Annotated in this window: 21 protein-coding genes and 1 pseudogene; 17 read left to right on the forward strand and 5 right to left on the reverse strand. The window is 60.6% G+C overall.

Translation table 11 applies throughout. The annotated features are described in order from the left end of the window. The first annotated feature begins 239 nt into the window (after window positions 1-239). Complete coding sequence (locus B9A95_RS06015) at window positions 240-1142, forward strand: GGDEF domain-containing protein (protein WP_084046031.1); 903 nt, start codon at window positions 240-242, stop codon at window positions 1140-1142. A gap of 8 nt (window positions 1143-1150) precedes the next feature. Next, window positions 1151-1723, forward strand: coding sequence for a tyrosine-type recombinase/integrase (locus tag B9A95_RS36800; RefSeq protein ID WP_212648260.1), 573 nt, complete (start codon window positions 1151-1153; stop codon window positions 1721-1723). Here the strand turns inward: B9A95_RS36800 and B9A95_RS06025 are convergent. Continuing rightward, on the reverse strand, window positions 1678-1872 hold the full coding sequence (locus B9A95_RS06025) for a tyrosine-type recombinase/integrase (protein ID WP_170928454.1): 195 nt from the start codon (window positions 1870-1872) through the stop codon (window positions 1678-1680). The genes B9A95_RS36800 and B9A95_RS06025 overlap by 46 nt on opposite strands. A 777-nt stretch (window positions 1873-2649) precedes the next feature. Between B9A95_RS06025 and B9A95_RS06030 the strand changes: the two genes are divergently transcribed. From B9A95_RS06030 to B9A95_RS06050, 6 genes are all read left to right on the forward strand, one after another. Continuing rightward, complete coding sequence (locus B9A95_RS06030; protein WP_084046033.1) at window positions 2650-2991, forward strand: hypothetical protein; 342 nt, start codon at window positions 2650-2652, stop codon at window positions 2989-2991. A gap of 203 nt (window positions 2992-3194) precedes the next feature. After that, window positions 3195-3542 carry a hypothetical protein gene (locus B9A95_RS35085; protein ID WP_245808157.1) on the forward strand — a complete coding sequence of 116 codons (348 nt, stop codon included), beginning with the start codon at window positions 3195-3197 and terminating at the stop codon, window positions 3540-3542. Continuing rightward, window positions 3539-3682, forward strand: coding sequence for a hypothetical protein (locus tag B9A95_RS33310; protein WP_170928455.1), 144 nt, complete (start codon window positions 3539-3541; stop codon window positions 3680-3682). The genes B9A95_RS35085 and B9A95_RS33310 overlap by 4 nt, the downstream gene beginning before the upstream one ends. Window positions 3683-3719: 37 nt before the next feature. Beyond that, window positions 3720-4067 carry a hypothetical protein gene (locus B9A95_RS06040; RefSeq protein WP_139806508.1) on the forward strand — a complete coding sequence of 116 codons (348 nt, stop codon included), beginning with the start codon at window positions 3720-3722 and terminating at the stop codon, window positions 4065-4067. Then, window positions 4064-4246, forward strand: a complete 183-nt coding sequence (locus B9A95_RS06045; RefSeq protein WP_084046035.1) for a hypothetical protein — start codon at window positions 4064-4066, stop codon at window positions 4244-4246. Before B9A95_RS06040 ends, B9A95_RS06045 begins: the two co-directional genes overlap by 4 nt. 116 nt (window positions 4247-4362) lie before the next feature. Next, window positions 4363-4896, forward strand: coding sequence for a hypothetical protein (locus B9A95_RS06050; protein ID WP_139806509.1), 534 nt, complete (start codon window positions 4363-4365; stop codon window positions 4894-4896). Window positions 4897-4991: 95 nt separating this feature from the next. Here B9A95_RS06050 and B9A95_RS31665 read toward each other — a convergent pair whose 3' ends face one another. Then, window positions 4992-5249 (reverse strand): hypothetical protein, encoded by a 258-nt coding sequence (locus B9A95_RS31665; protein ID WP_139806510.1) that lies wholly within the window; start codon window positions 5247-5249, stop codon window positions 4992-4994. A gap of 509 nt (window positions 5250-5758) precedes the next feature. On the opposite strand from B9A95_RS31665, the gene B9A95_RS31670 reads away from it, so the two are divergent. The 7 genes and pseudogenes from B9A95_RS31670 (at window position 5759) to B9A95_RS06075 (ending at window position 9850) form a co-directional block, all read left to right on the forward strand. Continuing rightward, the gene (locus tag B9A95_RS31670; protein WP_139806511.1) at window positions 5759-5953 is read left to right on the forward strand and encodes a hypothetical protein; all 195 of its coding nucleotides are present in this window, start codon (window positions 5759-5761) and stop codon (window positions 5951-5953) included. Between the two features lie 420 nt (window positions 5954-6373). Next, a pseudogene (locus B9A95_RS36805) lies at window positions 6374-6493 on the forward strand (hypothetical protein); the annotation flags it as partial. A 681-nt stretch (window positions 6494-7174) separates the two neighbouring features. After that, a complete protein-coding gene (locus B9A95_RS06060) occupies window positions 7175-8644 on the forward strand; it encodes a hypothetical protein (protein ID WP_084046038.1) in 1470 nt (489 codons plus the stop codon). 42 nt (window positions 8645-8686) lie between these two features. Further along, window positions 8687-8965 carry a hypothetical protein gene (locus B9A95_RS06065; protein WP_084046039.1) on the forward strand — a complete coding sequence of 93 codons (279 nt, stop codon included), beginning with the start codon at window positions 8687-8689 and terminating at the stop codon, window positions 8963-8965. A gap of 23 nt (window positions 8966-8988) precedes the next feature. Further along, window positions 8989-9240, forward strand: a complete 252-nt coding sequence (locus tag B9A95_RS06070) for a hypothetical protein (RefSeq protein ID WP_084046040.1) — start codon at window positions 8989-8991, stop codon at window positions 9238-9240. Further along, window positions 9240-9383 (forward strand): hypothetical protein, encoded by a 144-nt coding sequence (locus tag B9A95_RS33315; RefSeq protein ID WP_170928456.1) that lies wholly within the window; start codon window positions 9240-9242, stop codon window positions 9381-9383. The genes B9A95_RS06070 and B9A95_RS33315 overlap by 1 nt, the downstream gene beginning before the upstream one ends. Next, complete coding sequence (locus B9A95_RS06075; RefSeq protein ID WP_084046041.1) at window positions 9380-9850, forward strand: hypothetical protein; 471 nt, start codon at window positions 9380-9382, stop codon at window positions 9848-9850. The genes B9A95_RS33315 and B9A95_RS06075 overlap by 4 nt, the downstream gene beginning before the upstream one ends. Before the next feature lie 336 nt (window positions 9851-10186). Here B9A95_RS06075 and B9A95_RS06080 read toward each other — a convergent pair whose 3' ends face one another. Continuing rightward, window positions 10187-11116: an Ig-like domain-containing protein gene (locus B9A95_RS06080; protein ID WP_084046042.1), complete on the reverse strand. Its 930-nt coding sequence runs from the start codon at window positions 11114-11116 to the stop codon at window positions 10187-10189. 645 nt (window positions 11117-11761) lie between these two features. On the opposite strand from B9A95_RS06080, the gene B9A95_RS06085 reads away from it, so the two are divergent. Both B9A95_RS06085 and B9A95_RS06090 read left to right on the forward strand, forming a co-directional pair. Then, window positions 11762-12733 carry an Ig-like domain-containing protein gene (locus B9A95_RS06085; protein WP_170928457.1) on the forward strand — a complete coding sequence of 324 codons (972 nt, stop codon included), beginning with the start codon at window positions 11762-11764 and terminating at the stop codon, window positions 12731-12733. A 357-nt stretch (window positions 12734-13090) separates the two neighbouring features. Beyond that, window positions 13091-13315 (forward strand): hypothetical protein, encoded by a 225-nt coding sequence (locus B9A95_RS06090; protein WP_084046044.1) that lies wholly within the window; start codon window positions 13091-13093, stop codon window positions 13313-13315. 75 nt (window positions 13316-13390) lie between these two features. Here B9A95_RS06090 and istB read toward each other — a convergent pair whose 3' ends face one another. Together istB and istA are read right to left on the reverse strand one after the other, a co-directional pair. Then, on the reverse strand, window positions 13391-14191 hold the full coding sequence (gene istB, locus B9A95_RS06095) for an IS21-like element helper ATPase IstB (RefSeq protein WP_084046045.1): 801 nt from the start codon (window positions 14189-14191) through the stop codon (window positions 13391-13393). After that, window positions 14188-15474 carry an IS21 family transposase gene (istA, locus tag B9A95_RS06100; protein WP_170928458.1) on the reverse strand — a complete coding sequence of 429 codons (1287 nt, stop codon included), beginning with the start codon at window positions 15472-15474 and terminating at the stop codon, window positions 14188-14190. The genes istB and istA overlap by 4 nt, the downstream gene beginning before the upstream one ends. Window positions 15475-15802 lie beyond the last annotated feature (328 nt).

The raw sequence follows: 15802 nt of genomic DNA on the forward strand, positions 1-15802 counted from the left end.
CGCAACTCCTTGGAGCTCAGTGGCGTAGAACAGAGCAGCAAGTTGGACAGCCGGACCCTCCCGGTTGAGAAGGTGCAGCCTTCATGCCCGGGCCTGTACGGCGTGCGCCGCGCCATAGTCCTTACGAAACAAGTTGCGCCGCTGCAACTCGGGGACAACCCAGCGGGTAAAGTCGGTCAGGGAGGTAGGGAAAGGCGACGGTCAGCGCCTGAGCGGCTTGAACGAGCAGAATAGGAGCTATGCTCGCGAACCAGAACGACCTGTCGGACGTACTGAAGCAAGCTGTGGACGCAGCGACCAACGGCATCGTCATCAGCAGCAACGAGGGCGATCGGCCCATCATGTACTGCAACCGCGCATTCGAGCGGCTGACAGGGTACCCATCGAACGAGATCCTCGGGCGCAACTGCCGCTTTCTACAAGGTGAAGATACAGACCCCGAGACCCGCACGCGCCTTCGCCAGGCGGTCGATGCTGGAGAGGAGGTCGACGTTGTCATCCTGAATTACCGCAAGAATGGCACGCCGTTCTGGAACGCACTGAACCTCGCGCCTCTTCACGATTCGCAGGGCCACGTCACTCACTTCGTGGGCATCCAGACGGATATGACAGAGCGCATCCGGTTGCAGCACACCCTGGAAGAACAGGTGCACACCGACCACCTGACCGGGCTGCGGAGCCGCACGCACTTCATGCAGGCGCTGCATACAGCCGTTCAGGATCTAAACGCCGGCCGCCTCTTCGCGGTAGGCTTTGCTGACCTCGATGACTTCAAAGCGGTGAACGACGCCTTTGGCCACGACGCGGGCGACGAACTGTTGCGTCAGGTGGGCACGAGGCTGCGCGAGTGTGTCCGGAAGGAGGACATCGTGGCGCGTCTGGCAGGAGACGAATTTGCGCTGCTGGTCCGCACCACAGAGCGCCAGACGCTCGAGAACCTCGCACGGCGGCTCCTGAAATCGCTGGAACGACCCGTCCGACTTCAGGGCGTTCAAGTCCGCGTTCAGGCGAGTCTCGGGCTGATCCTGCCAGCCGCCGGCATGGATGCGGAAGAGTTGCTGGCCGCAGCAGACCAGGCCATGTACGAGGCCAAGCGCGCGGGGAAGCACACGTTCGTGATCCGCAACTGCCCCGGGTCATAACGGCGAACGTGAGGTACCACCCACGACACCTCACGCGTGGTCGGCGTCTCGCACAACCGCGCCGCTCGACATTGGAGGAATTTCCATGCGCGTCTTCGTCCGGCTTCATCGGCCCGGCAAAGCGTGAAGCTGTCGCCCGGCACCACCGCCAATCTCCGGGAACACCAGGAACGGCAGCAGCAGGAAAGGGTCGTCCTGGGACCCGACGAGGAGGGCCAGGACTTCATCTTCGCCAACGAGTTGGGAGGCCGACCGAGCCGCGCACCCTCTACGGATGGTACCGGCAAATCGTCGCCCAAGCGGGACTGCCGCCCATCCGCTTCCACGACCTCAGGCACACCGCCGCGTCCCTGATGATCAGCCGGGGAATTGATGACCAAGACGGTAAGCGAGCGCCTGGGGTCATGGCGTCTACTCTACGAGCAGGGTACCTATGCCCTGACGACGTTCCCGTGAATCGGGAGACAGGACGAACACCTCCCACGTCACGCCGTGGTAGGCCGCGCCCCGCCAGGTGCGGTACGGAAAGAGCTGCTCACCGGTGTACCGCCGCGATCTTGGTACCGGTCGAAAGCGGGTGAGAGGCGCGGCGAGGCGAGACGGGCACTTCGCGCGACTTGCGCCCCTTGCCGGACCGCACCACCAGCCGGGCATCGTCCTCGCCGAGGTCCACGCCGCGCCATCCGAGGGACAGCGTCTCATCGATCCGCACCCCCGTGTGGGCCAGCACCACACCTCCAGGTGAGGTACCACTCGACGATCTCCCACAAGGTTGCCGCGTCTTTTTCGGCGCAGGCCTTTACTGCCGGCGGAGGCTGGACCAGGCGGACGTCCGGTGGTGAAGGTCTGCGTTGTACTGCGCGGGCGTCATGGCCTCTCCTCCATCTTGCTGCGTTTTTACCAATAATCCATCTTATTGGTAAACCTCCCCAAGACTTGACCATCCCCCAGAAACTCGCCAGATCGTGACCTCTCCCGAGCTTGGCAGGAAGCGGGACACCTTTCCCGAACCTTCTTTTGTCCCAAAGCAGAAAGAGAACGGTCTTCTTTGCGATGGCCGAAAACAAGGTGGGCAAAACGCCGTCCCAGACGCGGCAAAAACCACTTGTCCACAGGAAGGCCAGGAAGGGGCCTCCAGCAGGTTCTGAGGGGTAAAGGAGGGGGATGTGGTGAAGCGGTCAATGGGAGGCATGCGACGTAATGGGTGCGGGGAATGGCACGCTTGCAGATGTGGGGTCAGGGGGCACGCTCAGGGCGGGGTTCGAAGTCACGGCCCCAGCCCAGGTGCGGGCGCGGTACAGGGCGCGAACACCGTAGAGGCAAGTCCGGACGCTGCCCAGCGCCGGCTGTCCAGGTGGTGCACTTTGGCACGCGCCGGCTTTGCGCGCTGCTGTTCTGCAGCAAGAGCCGCCTCCCGGAACTTCAGGTCCAACCCGCGAAGGCCACCCCCTCCCGCATCGCCCGAGAGCTGTTCCCCCGCCTGACCGACGCGGAGATTTAGCAGGCCGTGGACGCCGTACAGCAGGACATGCCGCTGGATACCAAGGCACGTGGCTCCGAGATGCTCGCTCAGCTGGGTCTCGACCGTCTGATCGGCGAAACGCTCACGCTGGAGATGATCACGGGACAAGCTCCGGTCGCCAGCCCCTCTGCTCCAGCAGCACTCAGCACCCCCACTCCACACGAGCCGCCTCCGCCCTCACCGGTCAGCATCGAGGTGGACAGCTGGTGGGAACACAAGCACCTCGAGGACAAGGTCGTCCCCTTCGACGGGCCGAAGGTCGAACTGCACACGGGCGAGAAGCTCGCTTCATTCCTGCTGGTGAAGGATGACCGGCGGGTGCATTGACTTTGCTCGGACCAGCGCCTGACGCGCAAAAATGGGAGGCGATGATGGAAACGGTGCTGAAGTAGGTGGAACCCGGAAAGATCGTCGTGCCAGTATCAAGCGGCCTCTCCCCATGTCTACTTACCCTCCGGGCGACGCTTCACGGTGAACTGCGCATGGCCACGGACGAGGGCACGTTGTCCGTCTCCCTCATCCTTTCTGGCGTGAAGTCACGGGGAACGACCGTCGTGCGGCCCGCCGTTCTGGCGACGACGGCTCCCTGCCCATCCACGCCCCCGAGGAACCTCTACACCCCCCGTTCTGACCCGCTGGAGCGGGCCTGGCAGGAGCACACCAACATGGGCAAGAAACGCGGTATCCCGACCTACGTTGATACCCGCCCCGCCCATCTCGCCAATGCAGCCACCCTCAAAACGGAAGGCCTCAAATCTCATCGCGACCAGCTTCCCGCCGCTCTCTTCAAGTACAAGGGCAAGGACCTGGAAGGCACTTGCGCCCTGTACGAGCGCGCCGAGTGCGTGCCCCTCGAACAGAAGCCCGAGGCCTCGTGACTGCTGGTCTCCCCCACAGTGTGACCCTTACCCTCACCGGCTGGGCAGTGCCCTGCGGGCGGGGTGTGCGTGTGAATGGCATTCGCGCCCGCACGGTCTGGAAGCCGGAAAGCGCCCAGCGTGTCACCGTCACGGCCTAATCCGCGCACCGACCCGGACGGCACGCTCGCCCCCCTGATGACCCGTAAAGGGGCCTGCCGGCCAGCAAGAAGCCCGAACGGCAGCCGCTTCACGGTGACCGGCAGGCGGATCAAGCTCGACCGGGGCGAGGGCCTCATTTGCGTGGAGGTTTGCCCGGCTGTGGCGAGCACGGCGCCGTTCGTGGTGGCGATGCAGGCGAGCAGCGAGGTTCTGAGACTGGACGCCAGTGCCTTGTACGTGCAGGTCACCGGGTGGCTCTTGACGCCAGGGAAGGGCATCCTGCTGGCCGAGCACGTCGCCAATGGTGCACGCGCCTGTGCCAGACCTTCAACCTGCCCACCATCGAGATTGAGATCGATGACCGCTCTTACGCAGGGCCCGTGATAAGTTACGCGGACCTGCTGGTGTACGCTGCGACCCTGCCGGACGGGCTGGTGGACGAACTGTCGGACCTGTCGTCAGACGGGTTGAAGGCCGCGGAGATTCGGAGGCGGCGTGATCGGGCACGCGGCTCCCCGAACTCGCCCACGTCCAGGAGGCCAAGATCCGGGCCGTTCGGGTGAGGGTGGGGACGCTTCAGGAAAAACCCTCTACAACCCAATATAGACGTTCCCCGCCTTTGATCCTTTAGAATGGGCATTATCTTCGTACTGATTGATCAGAACATATCTATGTCGAAGTGAAGGAGCGCACCAAAATGAAAGTGGCCGCATTATCAACCTTGCTTTGTCTGCTGACTATTGCCCAGGCCAGTAATAACTATTTTCGCGTGCCAAACACCAGTGTCTCGTATCGGGTGTCTCGCGAAAAGACGGGAGAAAATAACAGCAGCATTTTTCTAGATGACTCAAGCAAAAAATCGACCATTACCATCGCATGCTTCAATTATGCGCCAATCTTTTATATTACCGTTCCCGAGAAGATACTTACTCAGCAGCAAGCCAGGGACAGCATAATTCCCGATCTTTATATTCGCGCCGACTCTGCGAAAAAGGTAGGACGCTTCGAGGCTGCCGCTGTAGGAGATGAGGCAACCACAGACTTCAACACCATTGGGGGTTGGGAGAACGACCAGCAGATCGTGTCCCTCATGCTATCGGAGAAGAAATCAGTGACTGTGCAGTTCAAAGTTGTAACAGGCAAGTATGTGCGTTATACCTTCCCCACCGCTGGCCTGGCCTCTACCTTCAAGCTTTTACGCAATTGCAAATAATATAGAATACAGCTTGTTACATCCTGATATTCCAGGAGCAATGCCCCGGTGTGAGAATAAGATTCCTACCGAGGCATTGCTTTCTATTCTTACGTTCAGAACTTCGGATCCAAAAGGCCTATTTTGATCCCTCTTGGCTTAAATACAGCCTGATTTACCCTAGAAATCATAATTAACATAACCAGAAGGGATAATAATCCCACAAAGGGAGCAAGGAAAAGTGCCAGAATCGCATACGACCTCCCATTCTTCACCTTTGCTTTCTGCATAAAAGGGAAGAACAGAATGACAGATATAAAACCAATGATATATCTTAAAACAACAAAGGCTGTTGGCATCGTATCGGTGTTCATGACCCCATCGCCGCTCCCCCAAGGAGAGCAACACCAACACCTGCCAGAAGTGAAATAATGAGGTAGCGCTCTACTTCAACCAGTTCAGAGAGACCCGATTTGGAGAAACTTCCAGTAATCATGTGAGTAGAATAAAGATCAGTTTCCAGGATCACAATGGGGTGATGGTCGAACAGGTCACGCCCTTGCTTGAGGGCGGAAAGTGGCGTTGACCGCCGACCGTGAATTCATAGGCAAAGCGTGGTTCGTCGCCTGACATTTTTCACTTTGAGAAAATGACGTCCAGGACGGCTTCCCACCTCATATTCAGGGTGTGATCCAAGGAAATAACCGTACTGGACGGCTCCCACTCTGCCATGCTCACCTCCTGTTGCCGCAAGCAGCATCGGGACAATCTGCAGGTTGTCCTGAGCTGTTTTTTAGAGGCACTGGGGACCTCTCGTTTCCATGCCTCCACCGCCAAATCCACTGGGGCGATCAGCCGTTTTCTCAATCACCAGTCCTGGAGTTTGCCGACCCTGCTGCGCGAGATGCGGCAACACACCCTGGAGACCTTCCAGGCCCACCTCCGTGGGCGCCGTGGGCGTCCGCCGCTGATCGAGGTCATCGTGGACACCACCTCCATCGCCAAAGAAGGGACCTTTGCCGAGCTGGGCGGCTGGATCCACACGCTGAATGGGGCATGCGTGGCCTCCATGTCGTGATGCTGTACATCTGCTGTGGGGACCTCCGTTTGCCCTGGGGGTTCAAGATCTGGCGTGGGAAAGCCGCGCCCTCTCCCTCGAACTTGGCCTTACGGCTGGTTCAGCAACTCCCTCTCACCATCCGCTCGCGAGCCAAACAGGTGCACCTTCTTGCAGATGCCGGGTTTGGCAGCGCTACCTTCATGTCTGGAGTCCAAGCGTTGGGGCTGGAATTTACCGTAGGGATGCGAGCGGATCAGCTGACCGTGGACGGCTCTATTTCTCAAAGACATCACGGCGCAGCAGCGTCGCGTCTTTCTCTTGGGTCTCTCTGACCTTCCACTGTGGCTGTACTGGATCTGACTTCCAGCCAAGCAAGGGGAACGGCAGGAACACCGCTTTCTCGTATCCTCCCGGCACAGGAGGCCCAGGACCGCGAAGCAAACAGGGCGGCGCAGGTGGAAGATCGAGGCCCTCTTCAAAACCTTGAAGAGCCGCTTTGCTTTCGGCAAATTCTTCTGCCACACCCAGCCGGGCGCCTGGGTACCCCGTCCCTTCTGAGGAGGTGCAAGGCCCCCCATGACCACCAGCATCACGCTCCGGACGGTCGACCAGGAAGCCCGGGCAGGCAGCCGCCAGTTGGCCGTCCGTCTGGACAACAAACACCAGAACGTCCTGAGCCTCGATGCTCCAGCGTCGCCAGGCTCCCCCAGCGGCGCCACCACCAGTCCCCGAGGCAGACGAGGACCCGCCCGACGGGCAGATCCGGACACTGCTCCTCAGCGACGGTCCCTGGCAGCACAGCAGCGTGACCGCATAGATGCGGGAGGCGCGTGCGGCGGCCCTGCGGGACATGAAGCGCGACGAGTCACGCCAGCGAGTTCGCCCATGTGCGGCGGCACTGGCCGGACGCGGTTCAAGCCGCGCTGGCACACACCGCTCAGGACGTGAGAACGCCTGCACCGTGCTAGTGTGGCAAGTGCCCTGGTAGGTCACCTACAGCTCGTGACCAAAAGGCGAACGCCCCAGTGCTGGAAACACCGAGGCGCTCATCAACCGAGAGTTTTGACGGACTCTGAAACCGAACCCGAAAGGTTCCGGCTCGTTCCTATGGTAGCGAACATAGGAACTGGGGTCAATCACGTACAGCACACGTGAAGACCCACGGCGTAAGCCGGAGCCATCTCGCCACCCCGACAGGGTGGGTTTGCTCGAGGACACTGACGTGAACGAGGACCACACATGAGCGACTCCCCCCTGATCGCCCAGCCGGGCAGACAGAAGATGACGCTCCTCCGCGAGAGCTACCTTGGCATCAGCGAAGGGGACGCCTGCGCGGCCCGCATCTTGAACGCCGCTGAGCGCTGGCTTGCCTACAAGCTGGAAGTCCGCGAGGAACTCCGCGCCCGCAACCGCATGCGCCGCCAGGGCGGCCAGAAGGGCAACAACGACGAGGACCTCTGGCTCCGAATGGCGATTGACCCTAAAGACGGCAAGAGTCTGGGCTGGAAGGCCGAGCTCATGCACGAGTACAGCTACAAGGTCATCCTGCGTGGTCTCGACCTCCTGGTGGGCAAAGGCTATCTCGCCAAGCGGGAAAACCCTCGCCAGAACTGGGACCGCACACCTCAATGGCTCTTTCAGGTGGAGGCCGTGCAGGCTGCTGTGGATGCCTGGGCAGCCAGCCGGGCGAACCCCGGTATGACAAGTGATCCTGACGGTGTTTCTGAGCAGGAGGAAGAGCCCGAAGGCCAGGACGAGAGCGACTCAGACCACTCGGCAGATTCGACAGACAGCACTCGGCAAATTGACCGAGTGGTCTCGGCAGAAAGACCGAGTCGAGTCGGCAAATCCACCGAGTTGACTCGGCAAAAAGACCGAAGCAATAACACAGGTATCCCTACACAGTATTCCCCTACAGACATCCCTTCACAGACATCATCAAGCCCTGAGGACGAGGCGCCGGCCCAGGTTCCGGATGATGACCGGGCGGCTGTCGCCGAAGAACGGGAAGCCACTGAACTCCATCCTCAGTCGGAAGGCAACGAAGGCCCGCCCCTCACGGCTTCAGTTGAGAACGACGAGCAAGGTGGGGAGCGAAAGTTTCAACTCCCTGCCCCTGAAAAAGTTCCGGGTGCGGCGGGCGGCGCGGCCCTGCTCGGCCTGGCCCCGGTTCCCCGCGGCGTCCTGACCTCCCGGCCTGCCCGTGACCCGGCCACGATGCGCCAGCTGCGCGCCCTGCTGTTCTGCAGCAACAAGAGCCGTCTGCCGGAACTCCAGGTGCAGCTTGCCAGGGCCACCCCCTCCCGCATTCCCAGGGAGTTGTTCACCCGCCTGACCGACGCCGAGATCCAGCAGGCCGTGGACGCCGCACGGCGGGACATGCCCCTGGACACGAAATCGCGCGGCTTCGAGGTCCTCGCCCAGCTGGGCCTCGATCGCCTGATCGGCGAGACGCTCACCCTGGAGATGATCGCGGGCCAAGCTTCGGTCAGTGGCCCCTCTGCTCCAGCAGTAACCAGCACCCCCACTCCAGCCGAGCCACCGCCCCCTTCCCCCGTCTCCATTGACGTGGACAGCCGCTGGGAGCACAAGCGCGTGGAGGACAAGGTGGTTACCGTGGTCGCGTTCGACGGCCCCAAGGTGGAGCTGCACACGGGTGAGAAACTCGCTTCATTCCTGCTGCTGAAGGATTACCGGCGGGTCCACTGACCCTGGTCAGGACAGCGCCCCAGACGCGAGAATGGGGACACGATGGCAGACCCGAACGCGGTGAAGTGGCTGGAGCCTGGGGCAAAGACCGCCTGGGTGACGTCGCAGAGCGATCTTCAAGGAGCGTTGCGTCCCTTGACGCTGTGGCCTGTGCCGGAAGGCCAGCTGCGGCTCGCAAGGCATCAGGTCATGCTGTTCATCGCCCCGAGAACAGCGGGGGTGGTGATCACGGACGAGGATCGCCGTGCTGCCCGGGGCTTTGGCTACTACGGTCCCCTGCCCATCCACGCGCCCGGGTTACCCCCGTTCCGGCCCGCTTGAGCGGGTCTGGCAGGAGCACAACAGTGGGCAAGAAACGCGACATCCCCACCTACGTTGATACCCACCCCGCAGACCTCGTCAGCGCCAGGCAACTGGACGCTGAAGGCCTCAAACCCGCGCAGGACCAGCTCCCCGCCGCCCTCTTCAAGTACAAGGGCAAGGACCTGGAAGGCACCTGCGCCCTGTACGAGCGCGCCGTATGTGTCCCAAAGGAGCTCAAACAGGAGGTGAAGTCCCTCGCCCTCGAGGAGTACCTGGAGCGGATGACACTCTGATGCCTCGCCCACCGACGTACAGCACGCAGGAACTGAAGGAGCGTGGCTGGATTCCGGCCATGGTTCGGGATCTGCTCGGGAAGCACGACCGGGAGCGGAAAAACGAGATGCGGATGGGCAGCTGCGGCCGGACGCTCCCGTGAAGCTGTACCTGCAGGAGCGCGCCGAGCAGCTGGAGACGGCGGCCGAGTTCGCGCGGACGCAAGACCGTGCGGCCGCAGCTGTGGAGACCAAAAAGGCGCGTCAGGCAGAGCAGATCAAGCGGTACGGCGAAGCGTACAACCTGGTACTCACACCACCCGCTGGGGGAGCAGGCATGATGCGGCACGAGTTGTGGAAATACCACTTCCACGCGTTCATGGCGTGGGAGATCAACCACGATCACCTGCTGGACGCCGTCCGGCCCTGGTCTGAACGGCAGCGCGTACGCAACGAGGACGTGGAGAAGCACCGGGCTGCTGTCGAGGCATTGTACCCAAACCTCACTGCGTCACCACAATTCAGCGCTCCCCCCGCCCACACCGGTCACCCCACCGAGGCGGGTGTCCTCTTGGAGATCCCTGCATGCCCCACCCACCGCGATCAACGACGTGCGTCCGAGCATGGCTGAGGCCCTGGCGCTCGCTCCTGAAGTGCGCAACATCGTCTTGCTGGTCATCGGCCGGATGCTGCCCCATATCAAGGGGACAAGTGCCCACGAACTGGTGATCCTGGTGCTGGCCGTGCTGCTGCGCCAGTACATCGGCCCGTATCCTCCCGCCCTCGGCCCTACCCCACGGCACAGACGTTGCGGGCACTGGTGCGCGGTCTGGAAGTGGCACACACAAGCTGGATCAAACCCAGGCTGCAGAAGTAGTCTCCGACAACTCTTGCCAAGCCTTACCCCCTCCCTGCTGCCAGCCCAAGCCAGTGCAGGGAGGGGAATTTTTGTTAATGCCCTTCGCTTTTAAGGAAAAATGATGTTCGGTGCCGAAGTGAAAGAAATACGGATGTCTTCAGGAAGAATGTCTACACTTACTACAAAGTCACGGGCGTAGATGCCGCTTTGATAGGTTCCCGCCACTGGTGTCCCAATCAACGCAATCGTCTGATCAAAACCACCCGACGTAATTGCGGCTGCGTCTGTTCTATAACCTTTCGTATTGTCAAAAATCACACCGTATGCAGATGCGGCCCCAGCTGGCGCCGTCCCTTGAATACGCAGTGAGTTTCCCGTGCGCGTAACGGAAGGGTTCGTAACAAAACCAAGGGTGTGTCCCGTATCAATCGCGAACATCTTGGTGTAGGTCACACCGTTTACGACTGCTGTGGCTGTGTATGAGCCGGTAACGGCAACATCATTAAATGCACCCGTTATACCTCCTGCCGAGGTGGATTTAAACAGCCGCATGATATACGGCTGCCCTTGGTTGAAGCCAGTTGGGCCCTGAATGCGTACGTCCGTATCTGCGGGAACACCCTCACCTGTTGGTCCCTGAAATCGGGCAAGCGCCGTAAATGTTTTGACCGATGTGGTATCATCATTGATAGCCCCACCTGTGACGTCTAGACCATAGGGTTGAATGGAAACGCTGGCCGTCTGCCCTTCACTGCTCGCCGTAATGGTCACGGGCGTCCGGGAGAGACTGAGGTGGCGGGCAGTGACGGTACCGTTCGCATCGACGGTCGCCAATGCTGGGTTGCTGGAAGCCCAGGTCACGGTTCGGCCCGTCAGGACGTTCCCACCACTGTCCTTCAGAGTAATTCCGACCTGCTCAGGAGTTCCGATTGCTACAGCACCATCTGTCGCAAGCGTGATGCTTTTGACAGAACTGTCAGGCGAGGAACAAGAGACGAGGGCCATACCCAGCCCTAACCCGAGCAGATGGATTTTCATGCGTTCAGCATAAGACCATCCTGATCGGTAGAACAAGACGCAGTTGGGGCACTCGGGACCCTCAAACTTCCGTTGAAGGGGAAAGCATTGAGCCCAAGGTTGATCCAGGGCGCAACTTCAAGAGGATGTCTCAAGGTGGCGAGGCGCCAAACACTGGGCTGCTCGGGCCGCCATCATTCATTTCTTCGGTCCTGCGCTCTGTTCCTCTGCAGGCCCATAGCCGGGGTGGATCGCCCCTGAGGACGCCCCCCACCGGCGCTGTTGCTACCGTTGGAAGGTGGAGCGGACTGTGCCACTGCGAGGTCAAGGCACACGGTGGGCCAGGGTTGGGCAGTGCCGCAATTGGAGGGAGATGTCGTAGGGACGCCTATGGATCCTGGCATAAATCGGTATGGATCACGGTGGGACGTCATGTGTGCTGGCCACGTTCCTCATGCCTCAAGTCGGGTAGAACCGGTGAGAACTTACGCCGGGATCAATAGTACGGACTGCACGTCGAGATCATTCAACCCTGTCCGCAGTAATTGCAGCGAGTACAGAGAAACGTGCCCTACTCCATCCCCCTAGCCGTCAGTTCTTACGGAAAGTTAAGCTGCTGTCCTAGACCATCACTGTCACCCTCAACGGATGGTCAGAGGAGCGTTTATGCAACGAATGGTCCGAGCTATGGTGGTGACCTCTGCCCTCCTTGCCTTCCTGAACTCCTGCTCTAACCTTGCAGTGGTTGCAACGCCTACCAGCGTCAGTGGTTCCGCTTCCAACCTCCTTAAGATTGGTACAGCGGTTCAATTTACCGCTACCGGAGCCAACGGCGCTTCCTTGGATTCCACCACTGTCACCTGGTCCTCGAGTAATGCAGCTGTAGCCTCGGTGGATGCCAGTGGCCGAGTGACGGCACACCGACTCGGTACGGTAACGGTCAGCGCAACGGCTGGAGGGCAGACCAAGGTAAGTGCTGCCCAGACCACGTATGGCATGGAGTTCGCCGTCGGCACCTTCAACCGGTCTGCTCTTGGTCTGCCTAATGTCTTCGCGCATTTCGTGAAAGTGCGTCTCCCCGATGGGAGTGCGCCCCCCCTCGGATCGGGTGTGGACATCACCGGACCCTCCGGTTGGAATGGAGGTGCGCCTGATCCTGGCCTTACCGTCAACACGGGGACAACGAAGTACGCCATTGGTCTAAACACGAATCCACCAACTGCAGGAACATACAGCGCTACTGCCACCATTCAGGGGGAGGCATATACAGCGCAGGCCACGCTAGATGCGTCCTCGCTTCTTCCACCCGTTTCCAACATCACGGTCACGAATAGTTCTGCATCAAGCATCAACGTGACATGGACTGCAGCGGCGGGCGCGGTGTCCTATACGCCAATCTTGTTTGACTGTGGAATAGTCGCTAACCCGACACCGGCTGGTTGCAACACGGTGGTGCAACGGGGGCTGGCGACGCAGGGAACGTCAACGACGCTTTCAGGGCTGAGCCTCGCGGTAGGACGAACGTATGCACTGACCATTCGTGCGGCCAACGTTGACCTTACTCAGGCGGATCCTGCAACGCCAGCCCAAATTAACCTTTCTGTGAACGGCACATACGTCAAACTTTCAACACCATAGAAGCGTAACAGGGGTGAAGCTTGGCGGGGTCAACGCAGGTGGCCCTTGCTGTTGAGTGCGCATCGTTGGTGCTGGGTTTTCTCACCTGTCCATAAGAACGCCCCCGACTGGGGCTTTGGCGTTGTGGGGACGTACCTCTGCACTTCAAGAGCTCCAACGTCCCTGCATCGGTGTGCGTAGAGCGTAAATAAGCATCCAGTATCGTACATCCGCATATTAAGGGAGGCTAAAAGACTTACGCGACATCTGGCACCTTGACCGCGATCAGCATCCCCGATGCCTGCCTCGTCTGCCGTGCAGAACCCGCACACCACGGCATCCAGCAGGAGGCAAGAGAAGACGGCGCATGATGTGGAGATGGACGATCCCCCCTCCAGTCGGGTCGTGCGGGGCGTACCCATTCCTACCATGCTCCAGCAGATGAAGGCTTCGCCCGCTACTGCGCTCAACATTCTGTGCAAACGCGTCAACGCCCTCCAACCCGCGGACGCACTCCTGGTACACCAACTGCTCCTCGGCAGCCTGACGTACATTGCCCTCCAGAGCCTTCCTTATCTGGTGGACGCACCCAAAGACGACTAGGGCACTGTTCTGGTGTCAATGGCGCAGTAAAAGTGATCACTTCCGGCGGAATAATTTTGACCACTCCCCCTGTGTTCAACGGCGCTTCACCTCCTGACCCGTCTCGCCGATCCCCACCAGTGCGCTGGGGAACAACCCAGATTTCTTCTTCTCCCGCAGGCGATATGACTCCCCCTTGATGTTCAACACGTGGCTGTGGTGCAACAGTCGGTCCAGAATGGCGCTCGCCACTACCGGATCTCCCAGCACTTCGCCCCAATCAGCAAAGCCCTTGTTCGACGTCAGGATCACGCTGCCCCGCTCGTACCTCGCAGCGATCAAGCCGAACAGGGCATTCGCCGCCAGGCGGTCATATGGCCACACGCCAAATTCATCGATCACCAGCAGCTTCGGCTTCGCGTAGTACCGCAGTCGATATTCCAGCCGATTCAGGGCCTGCGCTTTGCGCAGGTCCTCCATCAGTTGCCCAGCCCGCACGAACAACACGCTCTCCCCTTGTTGGATGGCCGTCATCCCCAGCCCGACCGCCAGATGCGTCTTCCCGACTCCCGGCGGTCCCAACAGGATGACGTTCTGACCATCTGCTGCGAACGACAGGGTTCCCAACTCCTTGACCAGCCGCTTGTCCACGCTCGGCTGAAAAGCAAAGTCGAACTGGTCCAGGGTCCGCAAAAAAGGCAGGCGGGCCTGTTTCAGCCGCTTCGCACGGCTGTCCTCGTCCCGGGCCATGACCTCGATGCGCAACAGGTCTGCCAGAAAATCCGCGTACGACAACTCTTTCTTAGCTGCTGCGTCCAGGCGGCTCTCCAGCAAGCTTGCCGCATGCGGCAAGCCCAACGCTTCCAGCTCCTCCCGGCAGCGTTCGACGACCATCATGCTTCCTCCTCCCGAAAGACAGTCGCCAACACCTCTTCCAGCGTCGCCGTGGTGCCGACTGCGACCAGCGCGTCGTACTCAGCCAGGGACCGCTGTTCGACCTCCATCTCCGGCAAGCCTTCGGTCTGGGATGCCAGTAAGGCGCGCCGCCGTGGTGCATCGTCACCCGGTACAGGCAGGCCGTCGTACTGCGCTTCCACCAGGAAGCGCGCTCCTCGCTGGGCGGACCGTGGATGGACAGCAATCCGGGTGGAACCGCTGAACACCTGCACTTCCAGGTTGTTGGCCTGCACGTCGACGGTCTGTCCGGCATAGCGCCAGGGGACGCCGTAGAAATTCCCACCGTACGATACGAACCCGTCCCAACCGACTTTGCGGGGTTCCCGCACGAACACCGATAAAGATTCCAGTGAAGGTAAGGGTCTGAAGGCAGGCCGTTCCACCACAAGTCGCTCGCAGGGCTTTTCGCGGGTGGTACCGTGGGTTCTGACGTTCGCCACATGGTCAAGCCAGTGCCTGGCTTGACGGTTGAGATCGGCATCGTCCACGAACTTCGCGCCTAGCCAGAAGTTCTTCTCGACGTACCCGACGCCGCTCTCCACCTTGCCCTTGGTGCGTGGTCGGTAGGGGCGGCAGAGCCGAATGGCAAAGCCAAGCCGCAAGGAGAAATCCAGGAACTGGGGATTCCAGACCGGCTGACCGGCCTCGTCGCGTTCCAGCACAACCTGCTTGGTGTTGTCGTACAGGATGGTCTGGGTCATTCCGCCGAAATAGGCGAACGCGTTGAGGTGGCACCGGATGAAGCTGGCCGTGTCGGCCTTGCGGATGAACTCGACGTACAGCGCGCGGGACCATCCCAGCACCATCACGAAGGCCCAGATGGACCGGGTCTGCCCCTCCAGGTTGATGTAGCTGTACCGTCCGAAATCGACCTGGGCCTGTTCCCCTGGATCGGTCTCGAAGCGAGTGGTGACACGGCTGGCGGACACATGTGTCCGCCGAAATGGGCGCACGAAGTCCTTGACCACCGTGTACTGCCCGTTGTATCCCCGCTCCTGGACCTCGCGGAACAGCACCACGGCGCTCAGCACACCCTGCTCAATTCGACCGGTGAGGTAGGGGATGTGCGAATCGAGCTTGCTTCCCTTCTTGCGACGCGATTTGGGTTGGGGTAGGCCGGGATCTCGCAGGTACTTCTTGACGGTGTTGCGGCTCAGGTCAAGTTGACGGGCGATCCCACTGACGGTCTGACCAGCGGCCTTGAGTTCGATGATGCGTCGCACCTGTGCGCCTCCGAGCATGTAGACCTCCGATTCGCGATGAATCGTAGGCCGGAGAGGTCTCCTTCCTCGGAGTGGTCAAATTTGTCCCGCCCTTCCTGGTCATTTTTATCCCGCCATCGTCACTGGACCGGGAAGCGTTGCGCACCGCGCTGTTCAACATCCTCCCCCTGAAGCCTCACTGGATGAGACAGACACCAGCTTGGACCATCAGAAGTACGCAGCAGAGATACTTCCCCTCAGCTGGGCCTTCAACCTGATCAATGAGGCGTTCCCCAGCATCGCTTTGCGCCGCAGCTTCGGTACCCACAGCCACGTCAGGTGGCACGAA

The sequence above is a fragment of the Deinococcus hopiensis KR-140 genome (assembly GCF_900176165.1).
Lineage (GTDB): Bacteria > Deinococcota > Deinococci > Deinococcales > Deinococcaceae > Deinococcus > Deinococcus hopiensis.